Source organism: Paenibacillus antri, assembly GCF_005765165.1.
Classification (GTDB): Bacteria; Bacillota; Bacilli; order Paenibacillales; family YIM-B00363; genus Paenibacillus_AE; species Paenibacillus_AE antri.
On the sequence record NZ_VCIW01000007.1, the window covers coordinates 234457 to 258721 of the forward strand.

The 24265-nt window shown below is 55.2% G+C and carries 19 protein-coding genes and 2 pseudogenes; 16 read left to right on the plus strand and 5 right to left on the minus strand.

The genetic code is table 11. The annotated features are described in order from the left end of the window. Nucleotides 1-4: 4 nt before the first annotated feature. The 4 genes from FE782_RS13335 to FE782_RS13350 form a co-directional block, all read right to left on the minus strand. Nucleotides 5-1120, minus strand: coding sequence for a winged helix DNA-binding domain-containing protein (locus tag FE782_RS13335; RefSeq protein WP_202914528.1), 1116 nt, complete (start codon nucleotides 1118-1120; stop codon nucleotides 5-7). Nucleotides 1121-1137: 17 nt separating this feature from the next. Continuing rightward, entirely contained in the window at nucleotides 1138-2673 is a 1536-nt protein-coding gene (locus FE782_RS13340) for an MDR family MFS transporter (protein WP_138194590.1), read from the minus strand. A 155-nt stretch (nucleotides 2674-2828) separates the two neighbouring features. After that, on the minus strand, nucleotides 2829-3746 hold the full coding sequence (locus FE782_RS13345; RefSeq protein ID WP_138194591.1) for an NADP-dependent oxidoreductase: 918 nt from the start codon (nucleotides 3744-3746) through the stop codon (nucleotides 2829-2831). Between the two features lie 14 nt (nucleotides 3747-3760). Beyond that, on the minus strand, nucleotides 3761-5149 hold the full coding sequence (locus FE782_RS13350) for an MFS transporter (protein ID WP_138194592.1): 1389 nt from the start codon (nucleotides 5147-5149) through the stop codon (nucleotides 3761-3763). Between the two features lie 167 nt (nucleotides 5150-5316). Between FE782_RS13350 and FE782_RS13355 the strand changes: the two genes are divergently transcribed. The 15 genes and pseudogenes from FE782_RS13355 to FE782_RS13425 all read left to right on the plus strand — a co-directional run bounded on the left by FE782_RS13355 (nucleotide 5317) and on the right by FE782_RS13425 (nucleotide 22973). Continuing rightward, a complete protein-coding gene (locus tag FE782_RS13355; RefSeq protein WP_138194593.1) occupies nucleotides 5317-6180 on the plus strand; it encodes a LysR family transcriptional regulator in 864 nt (287 codons plus the stop codon). A 210-nt stretch (nucleotides 6181-6390) separates the two neighbouring features. Beyond that, on the plus strand, nucleotides 6391-7170 hold the full coding sequence (locus FE782_RS13360) for a class I SAM-dependent methyltransferase (protein ID WP_138194594.1): 780 nt from the start codon (nucleotides 6391-6393) through the stop codon (nucleotides 7168-7170). Nucleotides 7171-7290: 120 nt separating this feature from the next. Continuing rightward, nucleotides 7291-7691 (plus strand): annotated as a pseudogene (locus FE782_RS13365) (GNAT family N-acetyltransferase). 228 nt (nucleotides 7692-7919) lie between these two features. Next, nucleotides 7920-9323 carry a sulfatase family protein gene (locus FE782_RS13370; protein WP_138194595.1) on the plus strand — a complete coding sequence of 468 codons (1404 nt, stop codon included), beginning with the start codon at nucleotides 7920-7922 and terminating at the stop codon, nucleotides 9321-9323. 298 nt (nucleotides 9324-9621) lie between these two features. Next, on the plus strand, nucleotides 9622-13014 hold the full coding sequence (locus tag FE782_RS13375; protein ID WP_238392473.1) for a GH36-type glycosyl hydrolase domain-containing protein: 3393 nt from the start codon (nucleotides 9622-9624) through the stop codon (nucleotides 13012-13014). An 80-nt stretch (nucleotides 13015-13094) separates the two neighbouring features. Then, on the plus strand, nucleotides 13095-14078 hold the full coding sequence (locus tag FE782_RS13380) for a LacI family DNA-binding transcriptional regulator (protein ID WP_138194596.1): 984 nt from the start codon (nucleotides 13095-13097) through the stop codon (nucleotides 14076-14078). A 330-nt stretch (nucleotides 14079-14408) separates the two neighbouring features. Continuing rightward, nucleotides 14409-15353, plus strand: coding sequence for an ABC transporter permease (locus FE782_RS13385; RefSeq protein WP_238392474.1), 945 nt, complete (start codon nucleotides 14409-14411; stop codon nucleotides 15351-15353). A gap of 18 nt (nucleotides 15354-15371) precedes the next feature. Beyond that, the gene (locus FE782_RS13390; protein ID WP_138194597.1) at nucleotides 15372-16271 is read left to right on the plus strand and encodes a carbohydrate ABC transporter permease; all 900 of its coding nucleotides are present in this window, start codon (nucleotides 15372-15374) and stop codon (nucleotides 16269-16271) included. Nucleotides 16272-16342: 71 nt separating this feature from the next. Beyond that, a complete protein-coding gene (locus FE782_RS13395) occupies nucleotides 16343-17905 on the plus strand; it encodes a DUF3502 domain-containing protein (protein ID WP_138194598.1) in 1563 nt (520 codons plus the stop codon). Between the two features lie 68 nt (nucleotides 17906-17973). Then, complete coding sequence (locus FE782_RS13400; protein ID WP_158299389.1) at nucleotides 17974-19020, plus strand: Gfo/Idh/MocA family protein; 1047 nt, start codon at nucleotides 17974-17976, stop codon at nucleotides 19018-19020. Nucleotides 19021-19038: 18 nt separating this feature from the next. After that, nucleotides 19039-19803: a sugar phosphate isomerase/epimerase family protein gene (locus tag FE782_RS13405; RefSeq protein WP_138194600.1), complete on the plus strand. Its 765-nt coding sequence runs from the start codon at nucleotides 19039-19041 to the stop codon at nucleotides 19801-19803. 10 nt (nucleotides 19804-19813) lie between these two features. Then, nucleotides 19814-20494, plus strand: coding sequence for a Gfo/Idh/MocA family protein (locus FE782_RS33105; RefSeq protein WP_138194601.1), 681 nt, complete (start codon nucleotides 19814-19816; stop codon nucleotides 20492-20494). 10 nt (nucleotides 20495-20504) lie between these two features. Then, nucleotides 20505-20906 (plus strand): Gfo/Idh/MocA family oxidoreductase, encoded by a 402-nt coding sequence (locus FE782_RS33110; protein ID WP_274388714.1) that lies wholly within the window; start codon nucleotides 20505-20507, stop codon nucleotides 20904-20906. Between the two features lie 129 nt (nucleotides 20907-21035). Then, nucleotides 21036-22160 carry an SGNH/GDSL hydrolase family protein gene (locus FE782_RS13420; protein ID WP_238392475.1) on the plus strand — a complete coding sequence of 375 codons (1125 nt, stop codon included), beginning with the start codon at nucleotides 21036-21038 and terminating at the stop codon, nucleotides 22158-22160. Between the two features lie 54 nt (nucleotides 22161-22214). Beyond that, complete coding sequence (locus FE782_RS13425) at nucleotides 22215-22973, plus strand: glycerophosphodiester phosphodiesterase family protein (protein WP_138194604.1); 759 nt, start codon at nucleotides 22215-22217, stop codon at nucleotides 22971-22973. 119 nt (nucleotides 22974-23092) lie between these two features. Here the strand turns inward: FE782_RS13425 and FE782_RS13430 are convergent, their stop codons facing one another. Further along, complete coding sequence (locus FE782_RS13430) at nucleotides 23093-23917, minus strand: helix-turn-helix domain-containing protein (protein WP_138194605.1); 825 nt, start codon at nucleotides 23915-23917, stop codon at nucleotides 23093-23095. Between the two features lie 196 nt (nucleotides 23918-24113). On the opposite strand from FE782_RS13430, the pseudogene FE782_RS32855 reads away from it, so the two are divergent. Then, nucleotides 24114-24245, plus strand: a pseudogene (locus tag FE782_RS32855) (apiosidase-like domain-containing protein); the annotation flags it as partial. Nucleotides 24246-24265: the final 20 nt, after the last annotated feature.

The window sequence follows — 24265 nt, forward strand, 5'->3', positions numbered from 1 at the left end:
GTCTTTACTCCGCCATTTCAAAGCTGATTTCGTAACGGGTATTCTCTGCGGCGAATCGCAGTAACGATTCCCCTTCCGCAGCCAGTTCTTCCCGTTTTGCCGCGGGCAGTTTCTCGAACGTTGCAATCATGAGCGCGGCGGCGCTGCGTTTGCGAATTACCTTCCAAGTGCCGCAGATGAAGCCGTCCGACAAAACGGGCCTAATAACGACGTTCCTCCGGAACAGCAGCTTGCGATCGTCTTCCCGTACGATGCGGGACCGGTCCGCGAAGCCGAAGAGCAAGTTATCGTATTCCGGCAGGAATCGCGGCGGCGCGGGCGCGTCGACCGGCGGCAGCACGGCCTCTTCAAGGTCGTACAGCGTTCGGCCGGCCTCGTCCCGGTACGCGCGCAGCCGCGGCTTGAGCCGCTCGACGACGCTCCCGAGACGCGATAACCCTGACCACATCTGCATATCTTGAACGGTTGCCGGTCCGAACGCGGCAAGGTAACGAAGGACCATGTCTTCGAGCGTGAGCGCGACGCTCTCCTGCCGTCCGAGCCAATCGTCGGCGACTGCGTAACGCGTCAGCCCGCCGACGCCCCAGATGCCGCGCGGCGGCAGCTGGACGAGCGGCAGCAGGTTGCGCATCGCGTAAGCGAGCGCCTCCGCGGGACGGTCGGGCCACCGCTCGTGCAGCAACTGCCCCAGCTCCTGCGCGGTAAGCGGCTGATCGGCCAGCAGCTTGCGGGCGCAGGCCGTCGTCTCCGCGACGGGCAGCCCCGAGACGCCGGGGCCGTACGTGCCGTTCTTGAATAGATCGCGATCCAGCGCCGGCTGCACGAGCGGACGCAGCGCCGCCGCGTCTTTCGCCGTGACGAGATGAACGGTCGACCGCATTAAGGCGATGCGAACGACCTGCTTCCGCAAGAGCGGCTGCACGAGATCGTCCGGCTTGAACCCCGTCAGCCTCGACCATAATCCGACGTACGGCGCGTTCGGGATTTGCGCCTGTATGCCGGCCAGACGCGAGACCGCATCGACCGCCGGGAGGCTGGAGCGGCATAGCAGCAGCTGCCGCTCCAGCGTTGCGCGGTTAAGGCTGCGCCGGTCCAGACGCATCGTTGATTCGCTTGTCATCGAGCTTCCCCTTTCCGTTAATGGGAATGCGCTGCGGCGTGCGCTTCGAGCTCCGCCTTCGGATCGTGCTTCGCGCCGGTCATCCGCCATGCCGCCGCGACGGCCAGCGCCGCGGGAATCAATCCCCATGCGAAGATGTTCGCGATCGAATCGGCCAACCCCGTCGTAACGAGCGATAACACTTCGTCCGGAATAAGCGCGCGCATCTCCGGCGCCATCAACAGATAAGGATCCTTCACGTCGAGTCCTTCCGGAACGGCTGTGCCGCCTTGCGCCAGCGATGCCGACAGCTTCTTCGCCATGCCGTGGCTCTGCAAGATGCCGAAGATCGTAATGCCGAGCGTCATGCCGAGCGAGCGAAGGAAGTTCAGCGTCGCGTTGGCCGATCCTCGCTGCGCGGCGGGGAGCGAATGGATGGCGGCGTTCGTGAGTATGGAGAACGATGCGCCGATGCCGAGTCCGACCATGATCATGTACAGCGTGATGGCAAGCCGCGGCGTCTCGGCGTGAATCGTCGTGAGCAAGGCGATGCCTGCAACCAGCAGCGTGAGCGTCGCGACAAGAATCGACCGGTAGGAGAACCGATTCATGATGAAGCCGCTGGACGTCGCAGAGACGACCGTGCCGAGCATCATCGGCAGCAGCACGAGGCCGGAGTTCGTCGCCGTGCCGCCGAGCACGCCTTGCATGAAGATCGGAATGTAGACGGAAGCCGTAATGAACGCCGCGCCGCTCATGATGGCTACCAGATTGCTGGACGCGAACAGCCGGTCTTGGAACATGCGGAACGAGATGATCGGCTCGGACGCGCGCCGTTCCGCGGCGACGAACGCCGCCGCCAGTACGACGAAACCGCCGAACAGGCCGAGGATGACGGTCGAATCCCACGCATACAGCTTGCCGCCGAACTCGAGCGCGAACATGAGGCAGACGACCGCCCCGACGAGCGTCGCGGCACCCAGCCAATCGATGCGCTGCTTCTCGCGCCGTACCGTTTCCTTGTAGCAGGTCGCTATGAACAGGAAGGCGAGCAGGCCGAGCGGAATGTTCACGTAAAATACCCACTGCCAGCTGATGTAGTCGGTGATATAGGCGCCTAGCAGCGGTCCGAAGATGCTCGACATGCCGAATACCGCGCCGAACAGGCCCATCAGCTTGCCCCGGTTCTCCGGCGACACCGTGTCGAACATGATTGTGAACGAGACCGGAATGAGCGCGCCTCCGCCGATTCCTTGAATCGCCCGGTACATGCTGAGTTCCGCGATGGAATCGGCGGTGCCGCACAACGCGGAGCCGATGATGAACGTCACGATGCCGAACACGAAGAAACGTTTACGCCCGTACATATCGGACAGCTTGCCGAAGATCGGCATCCCCGCCATCTCCGCGATCATATAAGCGGACATGACCCACACGAATCGGTCCATGCCGCCGAGTTCCCCGACGATCGTCCCCATCGCCGTGGCCAGAATGGTGTTGTCCATCGAGGACATCAGGATCGAGAGCAGCAACCCTGCGATCACCCATCCCGTTTTGTTCGTTTTGCTTGCCATCGTTTTTACACCCTTTCGATTGGATTGATTCCATCATATCGGGTGAAGTTTGACGGCATTGTGTCAGTGATTTAGACAACCAATTCTTTTTTTTCGGCGGTCAAAAACCGAATCCAGACAGAAACGGTTGCCTCCGAAAGGGCAGCCGTTGTAACCTAGTCGATCTTCAGCACGATTTTTCCGCGGCCGTGTCTGCTTTCGATCGCGCGGTGCGCATCACCGGCCCGGTCCAGCGGGAAGATCTGCCTGATATGGAGCCGCAGCTTGCCTTGCGTGTGGAGGTCCACAAGCTCGGCCAGACGCGCTGCCGAGCGTTCGCCGCGGACGACGCGAAGTCCAAGCTCCTCGATAAGGTCATAGGCAAAGAAGGTACAAATTCGCTTCTTGTCCGCTATGAGTTCAACTGCCGCGTGCAGACCCTCGCCTCCGGCGGTATCGAATGCGCAATCGATTCCCTCCGGCGCAATCTTCCGGAGCCGATCCGCCAATCCTTGCTCGTACGTTACCGGTATCGCGCCTAGTGAACGGATAAAGTCGTGATTGGTTTCGCTCGCCGTACCGATCACCTTCTTCGCGCCCGACGCTTTCGCAAGCTGAACGGCGATTGATCCAAGCGAGCCGGCCGCGCCGTTGATGAATACGGTATCGCCCGGCTTCACGCCGATCGCCGTCAAAGCGATGGAAGCCCCCTGACCGTTGCCGGTCAGCCCGCCGGCCTCCTCCCAGGTCATTGTCTTGGGCTTCTCCACGATCTGATCGGCTCCGACGACGACGTATTCGGCATAACAGTTCAAGATTGCAAATCCAAGCACTTCGCTGCCGATCGAAAAACCGGTTACCCCGGCCCCCACTTCGTCGATCACGCCTGCAAACTCATTCCCTGGAATCTGCGGGAAGTTCACCGTTACGCCATAAGAAGGCGTCCAGCCTCCGCGGATCGCGCAATCATAATGCTGTACGCCGGCCGCCTTAACGCGTACCCGAATCTGGCCCGGGCCGGCGTGCGGATCCGGAACCTCCATTACCTGCATCACTTCCGGTCCTCCGAAAGATGTAAATACGGCTGCTCTCATTGAATTGTTCCTCCTTAGTGTCGGTACCGTTTCCTTCCGACGTTGTTCTTGCCGAATTGAACATAATAGAACGATAGAATGATTACGTGGATAAGGGCTAGGATCAGATACAGATTGCTATAAGCGAACGCGGCCGAGTTCGTAACGACTCCGTTCCAGCTTGATACTGCGCCTCGGTCAAGGATTGCGCTATATACGCTTGCAGCTACCGCTCCGGAGATGAAGTTCAGCATCGACAGCAAGCCCATCCCGATCCCTGTCTGCTCTTGCGGCAACGCCTGGGAGAGCGTATTGGACAGGACGATCATCAGGAAGGATTGGCCCACATTGCCGAGGATCAGGAACAAAGCGATGTAGACCGAGGATGCGCCCGCGAAAAACGACAACAAAAGGAAGCAAGTCTGCAGCAGGAAGGAGGCGATGTAAAAGACGTATGGATTCCCTTTTTCATCCGCCAGCTTCCCCGCCTTTCGGCTCAGCACGGCAGTCGCGACGGCGGCAGGGACGATCGCGAAGCCGACCGCATGCGGGCCTAAGCGCTGGACCTGGGTTAGCAGCAGCGGGCTCAGAAACGCGAGCGAGTATCCGATGCCTGAAGTCAGAAGTGCGATCCCGAGCACGAGCGAATAGCTTTTGTTCCGAAATAGCTCTAGGCGGATAAACGGGTTTGACGATAAACGGATGCGAAGGACCAACAAGATGAATAGGAGGATACCCCCAACACCCGGAAGCCACATCTGATTCGTGATGGCCAGAAGGAGCAGCGCGGCCGTTCCGGCGAGCAGTCCGCCCCCTAACCAATCGATCGGGCCGGCCTTTCTGTCTTCGTCGTCTAGATTTTTGCGATAATAGGGGATTGCGATTAACGTCAGGAGCGGGATACAAAACAGCCATCTCCAATGGAAGAAACTTAATACCAAAGCGGCGATCAACGGGCCGATTGCGGCGCCGACGGCAAGGCCCGTCATCGACGCCCCCAGCGCCTTCCCTCTATGCTCCGGAGGGAAATACCGAACCGGAATCATGCCGGCCGCCGCCGGAATCACCGCGGCTCCCGCCGCTTGCAAAACTCTGGACAGCAAAACCATCCAAAAGGCTTGCGCCATCAGACCGATCATGGAACCCAAGGAAAAAAAGATCAAGCCGAATGTCAGCAAATTTTTAAGTTTGAAGCTGTCGGCAAGCTTCCCGTAAATGACCGTACCAATGGCATAAAGGAGCAGGTAGGCTGTCGTCACCCAGCTCGCCTGAGCGAAAGTCAGCTGATATTCAGCTCGAATTTCCGGCAGTACGATCGTAAACATTGTCGCACTCATCACGGAGACCATCAGCGTGAATGCGAGGATTCGGAGTAAGAGGTTGCTTGTTTTCTGTCGGGCGCCGCGCTCCACGTCGTTCACCATGCTTTCGTCAACCGAAGTTCAGACTCTAAGCAGCATTGGACAAGTGCGTCTTCCCGGGAAGGCTCGCATGCCCTTGCATAGGTTTATTGTAAAGCGGATAATCGATATATAAAAATACATCTTTTTATATGATATTCATTCCCTTGAATGTATAAGGAGGCGTGGAAATGGAGTTGCTGCAGCTGCAATATTTCCGCACGGTTGCCAAATGGGAGCATATGACGAAAGCGGCGCAGGATTTGCGCATCGCGCAGCCTGCGCTGAGCAAGACGATTTCCCGGCTGGAGAAGGATTTGGGTGTGCCGCTTTTCGATCGAGAAGGTCGGAAAATTCGACTCAACGCGTTCGGCAGGGCGTTCTTGAATAAAGTGGAGGCGGCGCTTACCCTTCTGGAGGAGGGGCAACGAGAAGTCGCCGACCTCGCGGGCGCGGAGCACGGAAGCATACATCTGGCGACGCCGACCCTGGATCGGTTGTCGGAACCGTTGAACGCGTTCGTCGCGCTGCACCCGAATGTTCATTTTCGCATTACGCAAGCTTCTATGGGGGAGATGGCGCGGCTCATTGAATCCGGAGAAGTGGATCTTTGTTTTACCCCTTTGCCCATGGACAGGCCGGATTTCAGCTCGACATCCGTCCTATACGAGGATGTTTATTTGGCCGTTCCTCCCGGGCACCGGTTGTCCGGGCGTCCGAGCGTCCGCTTGGACGAAGCGGCTAACGAACCGTTTATCGGCTACAAAGAAGGGTTCCATTTTCAAATCATGAACGAAGATTTTCTGCGTGCCGCGGGAATCGCGCCGAACTTTATCTGCAGAGTGGACGACGCGGCCTCCATCGCCAAGCTCGTCTCCTCGGGATTGGGCGTTGCGCTTGTCGGCAATTGCGGCGGGCCTAACGCTGCGTTCCAGCTGCTTCCCATCGAATACCCGGTTTGCAGACGGCATTTTAAAATCGCATGGCATAACAAACGTTATCTTTCCAAGGCCGCTCGCAATTTTATCGATTATGTCGGTCGGTATTTTAGTTGAGACGCCGCATGACGAAGCTGCCGGTATGAAGATATTCCTGTTGTCCAAAATTTTCCTGCCATGTATTATGAATATATCTTACAGAAAGCGAGTGATTATCGTGAGAACCATTACGCCCGTAATCGGCGCAGCTATTTTCGAGGTGCGGAAGGGATAAATGCGTGCACTGATCCCTTCCGTGCAAAACCAAAACACGGAGGGAAAATTTATATGTCCTTTAGTAATTACGGTAAACTTTGCACTGAGGTCTATGACCTAACCAAGAAAATCGGTCAATCCCTCAACGGGGACGTTGAATATTATCGCGAAAAGCTGAAACCTTGTAAGGGACGCATTCTGGAGGCCATGGTTGGCTCCGGACGCGTCATCATTCCTCTTCTTGAATCGGGATTGACCGTGGACGGAGTGGATTACTCCCCGCAAATGTTGGCATCCTGCCGAAAACGATGCGAGGAACGCGGCTTAACCCCCGTCTTGTATGAGGCAAACTTGCAGGAACTTTCTTTGCCTCATAAGTACGAAGCAATTATCATTCCCGGCGGGTCTTTTTTGTTGATCGAACGACGAGAAGAGTCGCTGCAGGTTCTCCATCGGCTTTATGAACATTTGGAACCAGGCGGACAATTGATTCTTGACCTGTTTTTGCCGGACAATAACTACAACAGTTCCGAATTCGGACGATGGGGCGGATCGGCAACCCATCATTTGCCTAACGGCGACATCATTACGATGGAAAGCAAGACAGTGGAAGCCGACTTATTCTTTAGTCAATATCGCGTCAGTCTCTTAAAATACGAAAAGTGGCGCAACGGGGTATTGATCCAAACGGAATTGCAGCGCTTTGCATTGCGTTGGTACGGAGTCGAGGAATTTAAGTACATCCTGGAAAGCATAGGTTTTTCCGACATTGTCGTTAGCGCGGACTTCGAGGATGGCAAGAAACCGACTAGCGGCAATCAGACATTCGTTTACCGCGCTACAAAAGTATAAGACATGTAAGCCCCTCGCCTTTTACTAACGGAGGGGCTTTTTATCGCAAACATCATATGAATTGTATGTTATTTATGCGGCCGCGGCGCAATAGGATGAGGGACGAAGGGAGAATTCCTTATGATTGCGCTCGAAAAAATCACGCTGGAAAACAGGCGTTCCATTTTCAACCTAGAGGTTTCAGAAGATCAACGGGGCTTCGTTGCATCCAATTTGTCAAGCGTAGCTTCGTGTTATGTCCTTGCAACCAATGGGGGGCGTCCATTTCCATTCGCCGTCTATGCGGATGAGCAGCCGGTCGGTTTTGTTATGTTAACTTATGGAATCACCGGATACGAAGAACCGTCGATCGCAGAAGGAAACTATTGCATCCTGCGACTGATGATTGATAAGCAATATCAGAATCGGGGTTTCGGTCGGGATGCCATGACGTCGCTGCGAAAAAGCTTTACGAAAGCTTCGGCTTCCGCGACAACGGCGAAGTCTTCAACAACGAGTCCATTACCGTATTGCAACTCTGATTTTTGTTTATCATCCTCTGATCCGAATTCGTCGAGGGAAGGAATCGCCCATGCGGTGAACGCTCCGGGCTACATTCCTGAAGTGAATGCGGAACGGACCCCGAGACGAATGGTTCGGGGTCTTTTTTTGTCGCAATCGAAACGTTTCTCCTTGTACATGATAGGTATATGGTCTATAATTCCGGTAAACGGTTTCATTCATTTCGACAGCAGAAAGAAGGTACGAATATGTCCTCTACTTCAAGACGTCCCAACATCCTGTTTATTATGTCGGACGATCATGCCTCGCATGCGATCGGCGCGTACGGCAGCCGCATCAACGAGACGCCGAATTTGGACCGATTGGCGCGCGAGGGGATGCGCTTCGACAACTGCTTCTGCACGAATTCGATCTGCGCTCCCAGCCGGGCGACGATCCTAACGGGGACGTACAACCACATTAACGGCGTCAAGACGTTGGGCGACGACTTGGACGGTCGACAGGTCACGTTCCCGAAGCTCCTCCAAGCGGCCGGCTATCAGACGGCGATGATCGGCAAGTGGCATCTGGGGCATGGCGGCATCTACGATCCGACGGGCTTCGATTACTGGAGCGTCCTCCCCGATCAAGGCGATTATCGCGATCCGGATTTTATCGAGATGGGAACGAAGAAGAAATTCAACGGCTATGTGACGGACATCATTACCGACAAATCTCTTGGTTGGATCGAACGCCGCGACCCGGAGCGCCCGTTCATGTTGATGTGCCATCACAAGGCGCCGCATCGCCATTGGGAGCCGGACGAGAAGCACAAGCATCTCTACGAGGATATCGACATCCCGGAGCCGGAGACGTTTAACGACGACTACGCCACCCGCTCGCAAGCGGCCGTGCAAGCGAAGATGCGCATCGACGACCTTAACGACCTCGACACCAAAGGACCGCCGCCGGAAGGGTTGTCCCCCGAGGAGGTTCGGAAGTGGAAATATCAACGGTATATCAAAGATTATTTGCGCTGCATCGCTTCCATCGACGATAACGTGGGACGAATGCTGGATTTCCTCGACGAGAGCGGACTGGCGGAAAACACGATCGTCATCTACACGTCCGACCAGGGTTTCTTCCTGGGCGATCACGGTTGGTTCGACAAGCGGTTTATGTACGAGGAGTCTCTTCGCATGCCGTTCTTGATCCGTTACCCGAAGGAGATCGCGCCAGGGGGCGTGAGCGAAGCGATGATCTTGAACGTAGACTTCGCTCCTACGTTCTTGGAATATGCCGGATTGCCGATGCACGAACGCATGCAAGGCGTCAGCATTCGGCCCTTGCTGAACGGCGTAACGCCGGAAGGCTGGCGGACCTCGATGTATTACCGCTATTGGATGCATCTGGACGGCATCCATGAGGTGTATTCCCATTACGGCATCCGTACGCATCGATATAAGCTCATTTATTATTACGCCCAAGCGTTGGGGACGACGCATTCGAGAGACGAAGACCGTCCGCCCGAATGGGAATGCTTCGATCTGGAGCGGGATCCATTCGAGTTGAACAATGTGTACGGCGACCCGGATTACTCGGATACGATCGAAGATTTAAAGCAGCAGCTTGAAAGGTTAATGGAAGACGTTCAGGACGAGTACATCCATTAGTAGTCATGTTCAGTTAGAAAATGATATGGATACGCAGCAAAAAGAGAAGCATCCGGGAGGCGTTGCCGCCGGTAATGCTTCTTTTTTTAGGCTCGCGATCGGTTAAAGCGGGGCGCCGAGTCGAATCGGCCATTGACGATCGTATTGGAATTGTTTATAATCCAGACATCAATAGAAACGTTTCGATTGATCTCGTCGTTGGATTCAAACAAGCGATTTTATCATTCGATCGGTCCTTATAGCCGTGATATGACGACGCTTACATTCAGACTAAGCAAGCAGGAAGGCAGTGAAAAGCATGGAAGCAGGAATCGATCCGCGTAAGGCGATGGATTTGATCCGGATCAAAGCGGGAGAGCTGACGTTTGATTTTCTGAGCAGCGGGGATCTGTCGAGAGCCGTTCATCAAGAGACGATGCTGAACCAAGTGGTGTCGAGTTCCGTGGAAGGATCGTTGAACAACCTTTATTTACGCCTGCATCATGCAGAAGGCATTACTTATGAGCCGCTGGTCGGCATTCGTTCGGCGAGCCGCATGTCGGCGAGAAACGGACGCTTGCGATGGGAGGGGACGGCGTTCGGCGGCATCGCCTACGACGTCGTGTTCACCGCGACGGAGCATGGCGTCTGGTTCTGGGATATAACGGTGGATTCCCAAGGAAGCGAAGCATGGATCGACGTCGTGTACGGTCAAGATATCGGACTCGCCGACATCGGCGCGGTTCGGACGAACGAAGCCTACATGTCGCAGTATGTCGATCATAAAGCGTTTAAGGACGAGAAGCTAGGGTATGTGCTGTGCTTCCGTCAGAATCAGCCGATGAAGGGCGGCGCCTTCCCTTACATGCAGCACGGCTCGCTTACGGGCGCGGCCGGCTATTCGACGGACGGGTTCCAATTTTTCGGCCTCGGTTATAAGGAAACGAATGTGCCCGAAGCGCTTGGCAAGCCTGAATTGGCGAATGAAATCTACCAGTACGAATTCGGATATGCGGCGCTGCAATCGGAGCGTACCCGCCTCGAGGGGAAGGCGCGCTTCGTATTTTACGGCTTATTCAAAGCGAATCACCCTTCGGCCGTCGATTCGTTGGCGTTCGGCGCGGAGGTTCGGAACGCATGGGATGAGGCCGAGCGTACCAAAGAAGCCGATCTTGCGGCAACCTCCGAGCCTATAGATAAAGTTGAAGTCGCCGCCGCAATCGGTTCCCCGGTGCGTACGGCATCGATGACGATGGAGGAGATCGACGCCTATTTCCCGAATCGCCATCACGAGGAATGGCAGGACGGCAAGCTGCTCTCCTTCTTTACCGACAGCCACGAGCATGTCGTGTTGAAGGAGAAGGAGCTGCTAGTGGAACGTCCGCACGGTCATATCCTCATGTCCGGCGGCAACGACAAGATGACAGAGAACGTCATGACGACGACTTCGTATATGTACGGCGTTTTCAACTCGCAACTGCTAGTCGGCAATACGAACTTCCATAAGCTGCTTACGAATACTCGCAACGCTTTGAATACGCTGAAGACATCGGGTCAGCGCATCTATGTAGAACTGGAAGGAACGTATCGGCTGCTCGCGATGCCTTCGCTGTTCGAGATCGGGTTCAACTATGCCCGTTGGTTTTACAAGGTAGCGGACGATACGCTTATTATTACGAATTATACGACAGTCGATACGCCCGAGGTACGCCTCCACTTGCGTTCGGCGAACGGGAACGCTTATCGGTATCTCGTGACGAACCAGGTGTCGATGAACAACAACGAATACGATCTTCCTTTCCATATAGAGAAAGCGAACGGCATGCTTATTTTTAAAGCGGATCGCGAATCGCTTTGTTCCTCGGTCTTCCCCGCTCTGCAATACCGGATGGCGGTGGACGGAGCGGACATGACGGTAGGCGACGAAAGCTTGTTGGTCCGAGGCGTCGCCCCCGGGGCCGCTTCGCTGGCGGTGCTTTCGCTCGGCGCGAGCGCGGAGTGGACGATGACCGTGCAAGGGCTGCTGCATGGCGAGGATTTGCCGCTCGCGGAACGGAAATCGGATATCGAGATCGAACGCTACCGCGCCTTTTTCCGGAACGTGATGAACGGCTTCCGCTTATCCGCGGATGGAACTGCAGAAGTTTCGGCCGAGTTGGAAAAGGTGAACGCATTAGCTTGGTGGTACACGCACAACATGCTCGTACATTACTCCGTTCCGCACGGATTGGAACAATACGGCGGCGCGGCGTGGGGCACGCGCGACGTCTGCCAAGGGCCGACGGAATATTTCATGGCGATGCGCAAATACGAGCGGGTCGCGGAAATTCTGAAGATCGTCTACTCGCATCAATACGAGGATGACGGGAATTGGCCGCAATGGTTCATGTTCGACCGCTACTTCTTCATCCAGCAGGAGGAGAGTCACGGCGACATTATCGTCTGGCCGCTGAAGGTGCTGGGCGATTACTTGTCCGCAACGAACGATTACGGCATCTTGCAGGAACGCGTTCCATACACCGTGCGCCATAAGGGCGAATTTACGACGGAAACGGCGACGCTGCTCGAGCATGCGTTGAAGCAAATCGCTTATATTAAGGATCACTTCCTGCATGACACGCACTTGTCCTCGTATGGCGACGGCGATTGGGACGATACGCTTCAACCGGCGAATCCGCAGTTGAAGCAGTATATGATCAGCAGCTGGACCGTAGCGCTGACGTATCAGACGATCGCGAAGTTCGGCCGGGCGATGGAGTCCGTAGATAGAGGGCAGTCATCGGCGCTGTTGGAGCTCGCGGCCGCGATCAAAGAAGATTTCAACCGCTATATGCTCCGACATGAAGTGATTCCGGGCTTCGTCTATATGGAGAAGCCGGACGAGGCGAAGCTGATGCTCCACCCTACGGATACGACGACAGGCGTTCGGTACCGACTGCTTCCGATGACGCGCAGCATGATCGCGGAACTGTTGACAACGGAACAGGCAGAGGAGCATTACCGCATTATTAAAGAACGTCTGTATTGTCCGGACGGCGTACGACTCATGGATCGTCCCGCGCCATATACGGGCGGCGTAAGCGCGAACTTCAAGCGAGCGGAGCAGGCGGCGAACTTCGGCCGGGAGATCGGTTTGCAATACGTGCATGCGCATATCCGCTATGTAGAGGCGATGGCGAAGCTGGGCAAAACCGATGAAGTGTGGCATGGCCTGCTCGCGATTAATCCGGTCGGCCTGCGCGATGTCGTACCGAATGCGGAGCTGCGTCAAAGCAATGCGTATTTCAGCAGCTCGGACGGCAGGTTCAATACCCGTTACGAGGCGCTGGAGCGATTCGACGAGCTTCGCGAAGGTACGGTGCCGGTGAAAGGCGGCTGGCGGATTTATTCTAGCGGCCCCGGGATTTACATGAACCAACTGATCGCGAATGCGCTCGGCATTCGCCAATCGGAAGGCGGAATGGTCATCGATCCGATTTTGCCCGAGAAGCTGAACGGCATGCATTTCGAATTCATGTGGGACGGCTTGCCGATCACCTTCGTCTATCGCATCGGCGATGCGAAACGGATCGCGAGAATCACGATCAACGGCGAGGAGATGCCGCTCATCCCGTCGGCCAACCCGTATCGTACGGGCGGCATGCAAATTCCGGGCGAGCGATTGAAAGCGAGCTTGAATGCGGCCTCCAACCGGATCGAAATTTTTATGTAATGGATAAACTGGCGGTATCCAAAAGCCGCCAGTTTCTATCATAATAGAGTTATACAAATCGATAGAGAGGGGCTAGCGCTTTGGTTAGTATTAAGGATATCGCTAAACAAGCGGGGGTATCGATCTCGACGGTATCTTACGCTCTTAACGGCAGCCCCAAGGTAACCTATGAGACGACGTCGAGAATTCTTGCCATCGCCAAGGCATTGAATTATGTACCGAACGCGGCGGCAAGATCGCTTAAGACGAGAGAGACGAAAATTATCGGCGTCTTCCTAACCGACTTCAGCGGCGCGTTCTACGGCGATCTCCTGCAAGGAACGAGGGAGACGTTGACGCAAAAAGGCTATGACCTTATCGTATGCAGCGGGAAGCAGTCGCATCGGATGCTGCCGGAGCGCATGATCGACGGCGCCATTATTTTGGACCAGACGTTCGGCAGCGACGAGATGATCAGCTATGCCGATCGCGGGCATAAGCTCGTTGTGCTGGACCGAGAGCTTTCGCATCCGAACATCAACCAGGTATTGCTCGACAATAAGGCGGGAGCGATGCTGGCGACGGAATATTTGATCGAGCAAGGACACCGAACGCTTTACGCCGTAACGGGGCCAAGCGGCTCGTACGATTCGAAGCAACGGCTGCAGGCCGTCATGCAAGTGGTCGAGCGGACATCCGGCGTAACGCTTACCGTCATCGAAGGCGACTTCAACAAATCGGCGGGAGAGAGGGCGGCCGCGAGCATTATGGCGGACACGAACGGCGGCACGGTCTCTTCGGCCGTGTTTTGCTTCAACGACGAGATGGCGATCGGCATGTTCAATTATTTGGCGGGGAACCATCCGGAGGTTCGGATCGGAGAACAAATTCATATCGTCGGGTTCGATAATATAGAGCTGGCTTCGTATACGCAGCCGCGCCTAACCACGATCGATTATTCGAAGCGCAAGTGGGGCGCGTTCGCCGCCGAGCAGTTGATCAAGCTGATTAACGGCGATACGGTGGACCATGAGCGGATCTATGTAACGTTGCTGAAAGGAAATTCAGTCGGCGCGGGGAAGTAAATCCAAACCGTACGAAACGTTTCTTTTTAAACTCGACCTAGGGATGATAGAGCGCAAGTTCGAAACGTTTCGAACTCACGGTTTTTACTGTATATTTTATACAAAAAAGCTTATTATTAGTTGTTTGCAAACGAATTCATAACAAAAATATGGTTGATTTTACGGCGCCCATGATGTAATATTCGTGTTAAGAGAAACGTTTCAACAAGGGTCGAAGAAAGTCGGAACCTTTTTATTTTTTTGAGAATCGAAACGTTTCGCAAAAAAATCCCTGAAATGTAAGCGCTAAACGATAGGCAAGTAGAAGAACCTTAACAGGAGTTGGGCCACGTGGATGTCATAACAAAGGTTAAGCTTCATAGTGGAAATATTGTGCAGGAAGTGTTGAAAAATAAGGTTTTGTTTCTGATGCTTTCGCCCGTGATTTTGTACTTTATTATCTTTCATTACCTCGTCATGCCGGGCGCGTACGTCGCGTTCGTCGACTACAACATCAGCAAAGGCATTTTCGGAAGCGATTTTATAGGTTTGAAAAATTTCGAGTTTCTGATTAAAAACGGCGATCTCTGGAACATTACGAAAAATACGTTCCTTTATAATTTTGTATTTCTCGCGCTGGGGAACGTCATTCAAATCGTGTTCGCCATCATGCTTTCCGAAATCGCCGCCAAATGGTTCAAAAAGATTACCCAATCCGTTCTCTTGCTTCCGCATTTCATCTCCATGGTTATCGTCGGCGTGTTCGCCTACAATTTGTTCAATTACAATACCGGCTTCATTAATACGATGCTTACCTCATTAGGCCTGGAGCGCTACGAATTTTACTCCGATCCCGGGATTTGGGTGTACATCATCGTGGCTTTCAAAATATGGAGCGCAACCGGATACGGCATGATCGTCTATCTGGCGACGATTACAGGCATTAATCACGACCTCTATGAAGCGGCTTATATGGATGGGGCGAGCCGTTGGCAAAGAATTCGCTACATGACGCTGCCGATGCTGAAGCCGACCTTTATCTTGCTGCTGCTGTTCGGGCTTGGCGGAATTCTCAAGGGCTCGTTCGATCTGTTCTATAATCTGATCGGCACGAACTCGGTGCTTTATCCGCATACGGACATCATCGATACGTACGTCTTCCGCAGTCTGGTGGGGCAATTCAATTTCTCCATGGGTGCGGCAGTAGGTTTCTATCAATCTTTGTTCGGTCTTCTTCTCGTGTTAACGGTCAATCTGATCGTGCGGAAGATCGAACCGGACAGCGCCTTATTTTAAGGAAGGAGGGTCGGTCGAATGGTTCAAATCCATAATCAAAAAGAGGACTTCGGCAGCATTTTCATAAAGGCCATTAGTTATTTCTGTATCGCCTGCTTCGCCTTGGCTTGCCTCTTTCCCTTCGTGCTGATGATCTCCTCCTCCTTCATGAACGAGCAGGAAATCATCCGCGAAGGATACAAGCTGATCCCGAGCGAGTTCTCGCTTAAAGCTTACGAGATGCTGATCAACAACTCGACCGCGTTATACAAAGCCTATGGCGTAACGATTTTTATTACCGTCGTCGGCACCGCATTAGGATTGTTCATGATGTCGATGGCCGGGTTCGTGTTGAACCGGAAGGATTTCAAGTATCGTAATTTCTTCGCCTTTCTGATTTATTTTACGACGTTGTTCGCCGGGGGCTTGATTCCAAGCTATATCTTGATGGTCAAGTATTTGCATCTGAAGGATAGCTTGTTCGCGATGATCTTGCCCGGGGTCGTAGGCGCATGGTCGATTTTCCTGATGCGGAACTTCATGAAGGCGATTCCGGATTCCTTATACGAGTCGGCGACGATCGACGGCGCAGGCGATTTCATGATCTATTGGAGAATATTCATCCCTCTGGCGATTCCGTCGCTCGCCACCGTCGGACTGTTTTCGGCGCTCGGTTTTTGGAACGAGTGGTATAACGGCATGCTTTACATCCAGACGCCGGATAAATATCCTTTGCAATATTTCCTGCAGCGCATGATCAATCAAACCAATGTTCAAGCGCTGATCAACCAAGGCGTGGTCATCGACGCCGGCGAGCTGCCGACGCAGTCCATTAAGATGGCTACCGCGGTACTGGCTACGGGGCCGATCATCTTGTTATATCCGTTTTTACAGCGCTATTTTATTACGGGTCTTACGATCGGTGCGGTCAAAGGGTAATAAATACTCCTCGTTCAAGGGGTATCTATTATAGAAGAATGATTTGGAACTGAAAAAGGGAGGCTAAAAACATGAAAGGCAAGAAATTTTCGATCGCTTTATTGACGGTTACGATGTTGACCACCCTGCTGGCTGCCTGCAACGGTTCGAACGAAGGAAGCGCGCCGTCCGCGCAACCGTCGGCGCCTGCGACCGACAACGGCGTAGACATCTCGAAAGAAGTGAATTTGGTTTATTATTTATGGGGTTCCGAAGGCGTCGCCAACAAAGATATTTTGGCGGAAATCAACAAGCTTCTGAAACGCGACATCAATGCGACGCTTGAAGTGAAGTACATCGACTGGCCGGACGTCGCTACGAAGTATCCGCTGTTGTTCGCTTCCGGCGAGCAATTCGATATGTCGCATGCGTCGCCGGGCGCCGCGGTATCGTACTTTACGCTGGCCGAACAAGATGCCCTCGTCGACATTACGGACATGCTGGATAAGGTCGCTCCGAAGCTGAAGGCGGAAATTTCCGAGGAAGTTTGGGCGGGGAACAAGGTCGACGGCAAAATCTACGGCGTACCTTCCTTGTACAGCGAGTTCACGCCGACCGGATACGTATACCGTACAGACCTGCTGAAGAAATACGGCATGGAGAAGATCAGCACGATCGAAGAGATGGAACAATACATGGACAACGTCGTGGCGAATGAATCCTTCTCGCCGATCAACGGCAATGCGAACGACGCCTTCAACATGTACAGAATGTTGGTCGATACGACGGAGAAGTGGATCAACGCGCCGGGCATCTCGTTCGCGGAGCTGAATCTCGTCACGAGCAGCCCGGAGGACTATAAGAAGGTATTCCACCCGGCGTTCACGCAACAATTCGAAGACTGGGCCGTGAAGATGCGCGAATGGTCGGATAAGGGCTACTGGCCGAAGGATGTATTGTCCTCGCAAGTGGCTGGCGACGTGAACTTCAGATCGGCGAACTCGGCCGGTTACCTGACGCATGCGCAGGACTGGATCGGCAAGTACGGCTCGGATGTGAAGGCGATGCCGGACGTGGAGACTGGATTCTATACGTTCGCGGAAGCAAACCAGAAAATTAAGCGGAAAATGGGCGTAGAGAACTCCACGGTCATCAGCGCGAACTCGAAAAATCCGGAACGCGCATTGATGGCGATCGAGAAGTTCATGACCGATCCGGAATATTACAACTTGATTCAGTACGGTATCGAAGGCCGTCAATATGTCATCGAAGACGGAATGAAGAAGACGCCTGCCGGATTCGACGATAAGAAGGACGGCGGCGGCTTCGCGGTTTGGTCCTTGCGGAACGATAAATATAACTTGCCGATGGATACGGAAAACCCGATCCGCAGCAGCCTGTATGAAGAATGGAACAAAGTCGCCATCAACGATCCGTACATGGGCTTCAGCTTCGATCCGAAGAACGTGACGACGGAAATCGCCGCGATTTCCAACGTGAATTCCCAATTGGGCATGCAGCTGATGCTCGGCAAGACGAGCAAAGATCCGAAAACGGCGGTCGCCGAATACAGAGAGCAGCTGAAAGCGGCGGGCATCGACAAGGTGATCGCGGAAGTGGAAGCGCAGCTGGCCGATTTCGAACCGGTACAATAATATAAAATAAGTAAGGGAAGGGAGCTATGTTCATAGCTCCCTTATCTATGAAAAAGGAGAGATGTTACGTGAACGCACCAACCTTCCGGGTCGCTTTTATCGGCTGCGGCAGACGCGCGCATGAACACGCGATCGGCGTGCAGGACGACGACAGATGCGAAGTCGTCGGCTTGTCCGATATTTCGGAGGCGTCGGCCGAAGCGCTGAATGTCGCATTCGGATTTCAAGCGAACGTCTATACCGACCACAAGGATATGCTAGCGAAGGAGAAGCCCGATGCGGTGTTCATCTGTTTATGGACGCCGCTGCATCTGCCGGTGTTTCGCGATTGCGCGGAAGCCGGGGTCAAAGCCGTATTGTGCGAGAAGCCGATGTCGGCGACCTGGGGAGAATGCCAAGAGATGGGCCGGATCGCCGAAGAGACGGGCTGCCAGCTGACGTTCTCGCTGCAACGCCGTTTCGCTGCGGGCAATCGGACCGTACGGCGCCTGATCGGGGAAGGGCACATCGGACAAGTGCTTCGGATGGATTTGTATTCTCCTCCGAACTTGCTCGATTGCGGCATTCACACGTTCGATCAGGCGATGAGCTATATGGGCGAGACGCCGGCGAAATGGGTGCTCGGCGGGGTCGATACGACCGAAACGTATAATTGGTTCAATGTGCCGTCGGAATGCGGCGCGTACGGGCATCTGGAGTTCGCGAACGGCGTCCACGCGAGTCTGTATTCGGGCTCGATCGATACATGGGAACCGACGGAGGATAAGACGAAAATTTGGGCCGGCGTTCGCGTGATCGGCACCGAAGGCTTCATCGAAGCGATGTGGGACGGGCAGATCGTCGGAGGCGTCAAATACGCGGATCCGTCGTGGAAGCCGGAGATGGAGCTGTCCTCGATGCAAGATCAGATGAAAGGGTACGTCCGGCACGCGATCGATTGCTTGGCGAGCGGCGAAGAGCCGGAAGTATCTCATCGGAAAGCGCTTCGCGCCTCCGAAATCATCTTCGCCTTCTATGAGTCGGTTCGCCGCAACGCGCGCGTGGAGCTGCCGCTCGCCGGCTTTACGGACAGCCCGTTCATCTCCATGCTCGAGAACGGCCAATTTACGAAATAAGGAGCGTGCACCAATACGATGTCGAGACCAAAGCTTGGTTTGATCGGAATCGTTCGAGAAGAAGCGAAGCAGGACTTCTGGGGGACGATGCAGCGCGTCGCCGAGATCGGGTACGAAGGGATCGAAGGCGCAGGGGAACTGCTGAACGGAGACGTCAAGGCGAATGTCGAGCGGTTTCGCGGATTGGGACTCCAAGTCGCGACGCACAGCGTGAACAAGGAGCAGCTGCGCGACGAGAAGCTGCTCGATCAAGTCATTCGGGAAGCCCATGCGCTGCAGACGAAGGACGTCACCTTCTGGTGGGACGTCGTCGACAACCGGGAACAATTGCTTCGAGACGCTGAATTGTACGATAAAGCGGGCGCTCGACTCGCGTCGGAGGGGCTCCGGTTTTGCTATCACAACCATGCCCATGAGTTCACCAATACCTTCAACGGCGTGTATTCGTTGGACATTTTGGCGGAGCATACGGACCCGAAGCATCTATACTTCCGCATGGACGTCGCCTGGATCACGATCGGCGGCGCCGATCCGGCGCACATCCTTCGCAAGATGGCGGGCCGCGTGCCGGCCATCCACTTGAAGGACGTCTATACCTTGGACGAAGAGAGAAAATGGACGGCGGTCGGGACGGGCGTCGTCAAAATTAAGGAATCGATCGAAGCGGCGAAGGACATCGGCGCGGAATGGATGACGGTCGAGCAGGACGAACTCCGCCATCTTACGGGCATCGAGACGGCGACGGTCAGCTATTTGAACTTAAAAGAAATGGGATTGCTGTAAGGAGCGCGGAATGGAAAAGATCAACATCGGCCTCGTCGGGGCAAGTTGGTTTGCGGACTTGTGGTATGTCCCGGTCTTATTGAAGCACCCGCACGCCGAGTTAACCGCGATCTGCAGCGGAAGCGGGGACAGCGCGAGACGGATGGCGGAAACGTACGGAATCCTTTCGGTATACGAGTCATACGATGACATGTTCGAACGAGCCGGCCTTGACGGCGTATGCATCGTGACCCCCAACGACGTCCATGCCGCGATCGCGACAGCCGCTATGGAGCGAGGTCTCCACGTCATTAGCGAAAAGCCGCTGGCCGCGACGTTGGAAGAGGCGGCCGCGATGCTGCGCACGGCGGAACGGACGGGCATCGTTCACGGATTGAACTTCACGTATCGCGAACACCCCGGCGTTCGCAAGATGAAGGCGATGGCGGAACGCGGCGACATCGGCCGCTTGCGCTCGGGGCATTACGAATACAGCGGCGATTACGGCGTCGAGGGTCCGCCCGGATGGCGCGGCTCCGCCGCTAGAGGCGGAGTCGGCGGCGTGCTTGGCGACTTAGGCTCGCATCTCATCGACTTGGCCAGGTTCGTGACGGGAGAACGGCTGACGGAGGTGGCCGCCGACGCGCGGTTCGTTCATCGCGACCGGGCCGGATGGGGCGGCGGACGAGGTCGCGTTCCTCGGACGCCATGAGCGGGGAGCCATCGGTACGTTCCGTACAAGCTGGCTAGAGCATCAAGGCCGGAACGGGCAGACGATCCGGATGACGTTGACCGGCGATCTGGGGAAGTTGGAATTCGCCGCCAGCCATCTCGGAGCAAGCTTGTCGCTCGCGAAGGCGAAGCAAGCGGCCGTACCGATCGATTTGTCGCCGGAGGTCGAGACGTGGAACGAAGCCAACGTCCCGACGGAGGAGCTCTTCCGGCCATGGAGAGTCACGGAACGCAATGAAGTCTGGAAATGGATCGACCGGATTCGCGATCGCAAGGCGACGAGGGAAGCGACTTATGCCGATGCACCCACGTTCTTGGACGGCTACTACGTTCAGTCCGTCATGGACGCCGTAATGGAATCGGCCGAACGTAAATGTTGGAAGGCGGTTTAAGGACGCCATTTTCAAATAAATATAGTATATATTTCGGGGTCATCGGATGATGACTCCTTTGTTTTGACCATTAGAGGTCGCATCCGTATATAATTGTATCTAGCAGTTATGGGACGGGGGATGGACGAGATGACGGAACGTCGCAAGGAGCCGATCGGCGAGCTGGATCGGAATATGAGCATCGACGGTGAAACGCTCGGCGATGCCGGGCTGAGATGGCTGACCCCTGTGGACGAGGCTCGGGTCCGGGTCGACGGATTTGCCTGGTTCGAACGCGATCGGTTGTTCCGCCGATTGCCGGTTCGGCCGGAGCAGCCGATCTCCGCCGCTGTAGACAAGTTGGCCGACCATACGGCAGGGGGACAGCTTCGGTTTCGGACCGATTCGAGCCGACTCCGCATCAGGGTTCGACTGGCCGGCCCGGCGACGATGGACCATATGCCGGCTACGGGGCAATGCGGCTTCGATTGTTATATCGAACGCGAGGGGCGGCTTCGCTTTTATCGGACGGCGAGGTTCGATCCCGGGCAAGACCGGTATGAATGCGGGTTTTACGACGGGTGGACGGGCGGCATGCGGGAGATTGTTCTCTATTTTCCGCTCTATCAAGGCGTGAAGGAGATCGTGCTCGGGCTCGATTCAGATGCAAGCGTTCAGGTTCCGCAATCGTTTCCGGATGAAAGAAGGATAATTTTCTATGGTACGTCCATCACCCAAGGCGGATGCGCCAACCGTCCGGGGATGGCGTATCCGAACATTCTAAGCCGCAGATTTCCGTTGGAAATCATCAATCTTGGGTTTTCCGGCAACGGAAGAGGAGAGCCGGAAATGGCGAGCTTGATCGCCGAGATCGAACGTCCCGCATGTCTGGTCGTCGATTACGACGCGAACTGTCCTAGCGCGGAGGAGATGGCTCGAACCTTGCCGGAATTCATTCGAACGTATCGAAGACGGCATCCGGACGTACCTATTCTGGTGTTGTCGAAGCCCTGTTATGCGGAAGAAGCATTCCATGAAGAGCTGCGGGAGAAATGCTTGGCCAAGCGGCAGGCGCAAGCGGAGATCGTCGATCGGCTTCGCCTGGCCGGAGATCGGCGAATCTTTTTCCAGGACGGCGGCGCGTTATTCGGTTCGGATTTCGCCGACGGCACCGTCGACGGCGTTCATCCTACGGATCAAGGGTTTGCCCGGATCGCCGACCGGTTGACGCCGATCTTAGCCGAGCTCATTGGCATAACGCCATACGATCTCTAAATTGATCCTAGAGTTTCATGGGTGACCCAACGTTCGAAAAAGGAGGAGTTCACGATGAAGCGACTTCAGGACAACGCATCGATCGTGGTTGCCGCGCACAGGGGCTGGAAATCGGAATATCCGGAAAATACGCTCTTGGCTTTCAAGGAAGCGATGGAGCTCGGGGTGGATATGGTGGAGTTCGATTTGCGCATGTCCAAGGACCGGACGGTGGTAGTCATTCACGACGAGACGGTGGACCGAACGACGGACGGTACCGGAAACGTAAGGGACCTCACGCTCGCCGAGCTGAAGCGGCTCGATGCGGGAGGCTGGTTCGGCCGCGCGTTCGAAGGGCTGAAAATTCCGACCCTCGAGGAGCTATGCGAGCTGCTTCAAGCCTACCCGAACGTTCTGCTCAACGTGGAGATCAAATCGGGTCCGGACGCCAAAGCGACGGCGGATCAGGCGATCGCCGCCTTAGACGCTTACGGCTATCTGTCCCGATGCGTGTTCACCTGCTTCGACGCGGAATGGTTAGGTTATATTCATGATACGTACGGGTTGAAAACGCAGGGCTTCCCGGAGGAGGTTATGCATAACTTCGTCTCCGGCGAGAACGGCACCTACTCCAAGATGTGGGCGGCCGGGATCAGCATGAAGCTCCTTACGCCGCAGCTTGCAAAGCGATTCGAAGACATGGGCGTGCAAGCTTGGTCGTATTGTCCCGACGACGACGAACAAGTGTTTTACTCGCTGGGATGCGGCATCCGCGTCATGACGGTGAACGATCCGCTGCCGGCGTTGAAAATCCGCAAGCTTGTCGAGAGATAAGCGGAAACGTTAGATTCATTTCGAACGACACGGCAATCTCTATGCAGCCCGCGAACTCCGCGGGCTTTTTCGCTTTGCGTACCGGATCTGCCAAACGATCGAACCCTTAGGATGTCGCCCTAAGAACCGGACGAAGGCTCCCTCCGCCTTTTCCGCCAGGCCGTAGGGCTCTCCCCGACCTTCTGCTTAAACATGCGGCTGAAATAATGAAGATTGGCGAAGCCGGTCGTCTCCGCGATATCTTGAATCGGCATATCGGTCGTCCCGAGGTAACTGATCGCGGCTTTCAAGCGAAGCTCCTGCAAATATTGGATCGGCGTAGCGCCGAACGTCTGCTTGAACAGCCGAATGACGTAGGAGGGCGTCAGATGGCAAATACCCGCGAGCTCCTCGATCGTGATGTTGTTTTTGAACGATCGTTCCATATAGCGAAGCGCGGTATACAGCTGCTTGTCGATCGCCGGCGTCGGTTGGACGTTGTCCGCCGGCGCGGAGACGATGAGCTTCACGAGGAACAGCAGCTTCTGAATGTCCCATTCGAGCAGCCGATGCGCGGACGGCGCGAGCAGCTCGCCGCGTTCGTACGCCTCGACGATCGACGAGACGGCGGCGATGCACGCGTACAGCGGCTGCGGCCACGACCGACCCGCGTCGTTCCGCGACTGTCTCTGATTCCAGCTCAGCACGGCGTCGTACTCGAGGAACGGCGCCGATTCCATATCCGTCTCCAGATACCATCCGAGGAGCTCGGGCGTTCGCGGCGTCAGCCAATGCGGCGTGTTCTCCGGAATGAGCACGAGGCAAGGCGCCGGCAGTCGGTAGCACCGGTCCATCCACTGCAGTTCGGAATCCCCGGACTCGATATATAAAATCTCATGATACGGATGAACGCCCCCCGCGCCGGAAGGCTGCATCTTCAATGTCCCGTATTCTCGAATCCGCATAGCCGGTCCCTCCCCCGAAAGATGACGGCGATTTCAGTTTTGTGCAAATGGCCGATCTTCCCCCCAATCTTATCAAGGAAGCCGCGCCCTCACAACCGGGGGCAAGTTTGCGATTTCTACTAAATACGTCCGGTTCGGTCGATGCTATGCTTTCTCCAAAGCTCTATCGGGGCGGAATTTTTAGGGGGAGAACCGTATGACGACGCAATTGCGCATCGCCGAAACGAACGACCGGTTCGCGCTCGACGGCAGACCGTTCTTCTATTTGGCGGATACGGTCTGGAACGCATTCACGAACGCGACCGAGGAGGAATGGGAGGAATATCTCCGCTTTCGAGACGTACGACC